Below are 2,272 nucleotides of genomic sequence, written 5' to 3'. Positions count from 1 at the left end.
GCGGCCTTCAGCTGCGCCGCGCTCGGGATCGTGCCGACCGTTCGCCATGCCGATTACATCGGGTCGTGGCTGGAGGTCATGCGTGGGGATTCCCGCGCCATTGTCCGCGCCGCCTCGCAGGCCAGCAAGGCGGCGGACTGGCTGCTGTCGCATCTGCCTGCCGAAGACACCGGGGAGCCGGATGCCAGCGTAACCGACCGGAGGGCCGCGGCATGATCCTCCTGACCGGCACACAGCGCGACCGCCTGCTGGCCAATGGTCGCCAGCGCGATCAGGATCACATCCCGGTCGTGAAGTTCTTCAACCCCCTCGGTGAAGGAGTCTGGGTCGCCACCGAACTGGATGAGGATGGCGACATCATGTTCGGCCTGGCCGATCTCGGCCATCCCGAACTCGGCTCGTGGAGCCTGAGCGAGATGCAATCAGTCCGGCTGCCCTTCGGCATGGGCATCGAGCGCGATCTGCTGTTCACCGGGGATTTTCCGATCTCGGTCTGGGCCGAGGCCGCCCGTGAGACCGGCAGCATCCGCGCCGCTGAACGTCTGCTCTACCGCTTCGGCGCGGGCTTTTCCCGTACATCCGCCGATACGGAAAACAGGAGCGCCTGATTTCCGGCTTTCAGGTTCTGCGGCTGGTGTCGCTCTCTTCAGAGGAAGAGGGCGGTGCTTCGCTTCGTGACGGGCTGATAGCCGGAGAGAGAGGCTCACCGGCGTCCGTCAAGGAGTAACTGACATGGCCACTGCCGTTCAGAAGATCACCCTGTCGTCCTCGCGCGACATTCCCTTCAACAAGCTGGTGCTCAGCCAGTCCAACGTCCGGCGCGTCAAGGCCGGGATCTCGGTTGAGGAACTGGCCGAGTCCATCGCTCGCCGCGGCCTGATCCAGTCCCTGCATGTCCGCCCGGTCGTAGATGCCGGGGGCAAGGAAACCGGCATGTTCGAGGTGCCTGCCGGCGGCCGCCGCTTCCGGGCGCTGGAATTGCTGGTCAAGCAGAAGCGCCTCGCCAAGATCGCGCCGGTCCCGTGCGTGGTGTCGGAAGCCAGCGCCGATGTGCTGATCGATGAGGTTTCGCTCGCCGAAAACATCGAGCGTGCCCCGCTGCATCCGCTGGATCAGTTCCGCGCTTTCCAGGCCATGCGCGAAAAAGGCATGACAGAGGAAGCCATCGCCGCCGCCTTCTTCGTGGATGCCAAGGTGGTGAAGCAGCGCCTGCGTCTGGTTTCCGTCTCACCGGCCTTGCTCGACGTCTATGCCGGGGACGGAATGACGCTGGAACAGCTCATGGCCTTCAGCGTCAGTTCTGACCATGCCCGTCAGGAGCAGGTTGGGAAGCGATCAAGGATGGCTGGCAGAAAGAACCCTACCATATCCGCCGCCTGCTGACCGAAACCACGGTCCGCGCCGCCGACAAGCGGGCGGTGTTCGTTGGTATCGATGCCTATGAGGAGGCTGGCGGCTGCGTGCTGCGCGATCTCTTTCAGCAGGACGATGGCGGCTGGCTGCAAGATCCGGTGCTGCTCGACCGACTCGTGGGCGAAAAGCTGAAGGCCGAGGCCGAAGCCATCGCCGCCGAGGGCTGGAAATGGATCGAGGTCGCCATCACCTTTCCCTACGGTCACGACCATGGCCTTCGCCAGATTGTCGGCACCACGGTCGATCTGAGTGAAGAGGAGCGCGCCACCCGCGAGGCATTGCGCGACGAATATAAGCGGCTTGAAGCCGAATATGGCGAGGCTGACGAACTGCCTGACGAGATCGACGCCCGCCTCGGTGAGATCGAACTGGCTCTGGAAACCTTCGAGCGCCGTCCGATGACCTTCGAGCCGGACCAGATCAGCATGGCGGGTGTCTTCATCAGCATCGACGCCGATGGCGCATTGCTGATCGAGCGCGGCTATGTTCGCGCCGAGGATGAAACGCCTGCGGAACCGGAAGCTGAAATCGTTGACCCGGAAACCGGCGAGGTGATCCAGCGGGCAGAACCGGAGGTAAGCCGCATGGGTGCAGTTATCACGCTGGGCGGCCAGGCGGTCGAAACTGAGGAGGAAGACGAGGCCGACATCATCAAACCGCTGCCAGATCGCCTGGTCAGCGAGCTGACCGCGCATCGCACGCTGGCGCTGCGGGATGCGGTGGCAGTAAACCCGCATGTCGCTATGACGGCACTGCTGCACAGGCTGGCCATGGATTGCTTCATGCCGCATTCCAGCAAGGGATGCCTCGAAGCCCAGGTCCGGGAGGTTCATCTGCCCGCACAGGCCGAGGATCTGCG

General features: G+C 64.0%; 2 protein-coding genes and 1 pseudogene. All 3 read left to right on the top strand.

All coding sequences use genetic code 11. The annotated features are described in order from the left end of the window. On the top strand, nt 1-216 hold a 216-nt coding region (locus QMG56_RS23130), incomplete at its 5' end, for a zincin-like metallopeptidase domain-containing protein (protein ID WP_281825247.1). Next, complete coding sequence (locus QMG56_RS23125; RefSeq protein ID WP_281825245.1) at nt 213-608, top strand: DUF2958 domain-containing protein; 396 nt, start codon at nt 213-215, stop codon at nt 606-608. The genes QMG56_RS23130 and QMG56_RS23125, both read left to right, overlap by 4 nt. A 124-nt stretch (nt 609-732) precedes the next feature. Next, a pseudogene (locus QMG56_RS23390) lies at nt 733-2,272 on the top strand (ParB/RepB/Spo0J family partition protein); the annotation flags it as partial.

Source organism: Sphingobium sp. BS19 (genome assembly GCF_027925545.1).
Lineage (GTDB): Bacteria > Pseudomonadota > Alphaproteobacteria > Sphingomonadales > Sphingomonadaceae > Sphingobium.
Note: the sequence above shows the minus strand (reverse complement) of the source record. Positions and strands in the feature narration are given on the sequence as shown.